We start from the raw sequence: 207 nt of genomic DNA, 5'->3' as shown, positions 1-207 counted from the left end.
GGTGACGTGTTGAGCTAACCCATACTAATTACCCGTGAGGCTTAACCATACAACACCCAAGAAGTGTTCTAAGGCTTGTAGCAGATACCGAGAACGAATAACTAAATCAGCTTTCTCAGATTGAAGAATTTGCCTGGCGGCCATAGCGCCGTGGAACCACCTGATCCCATGCCGAACTCAGAAGTGAAACGCGGTAGCGCCGATGGT

Annotated in this window: 1 rRNA gene; it reads left to right on the top strand. The window is 49.3% G+C overall.

Going from position 1 to position 207, the window contains the following annotated elements:
- Positions 1–132: 132 nt before the first annotated feature.
- A 5S ribosomal RNA gene (rrf, locus tag ACW5XC_RS20500) occupies positions 133–207 on the top strand; the annotation flags it as partial.

The organism is Aeromonas sp. 25-AL00135, from assembly GCF_054052385.1.
The sequence above is the reverse complement of the archived record's forward strand: the minus strand, read 5'-3'. Positions and strand labels throughout refer to the sequence as shown.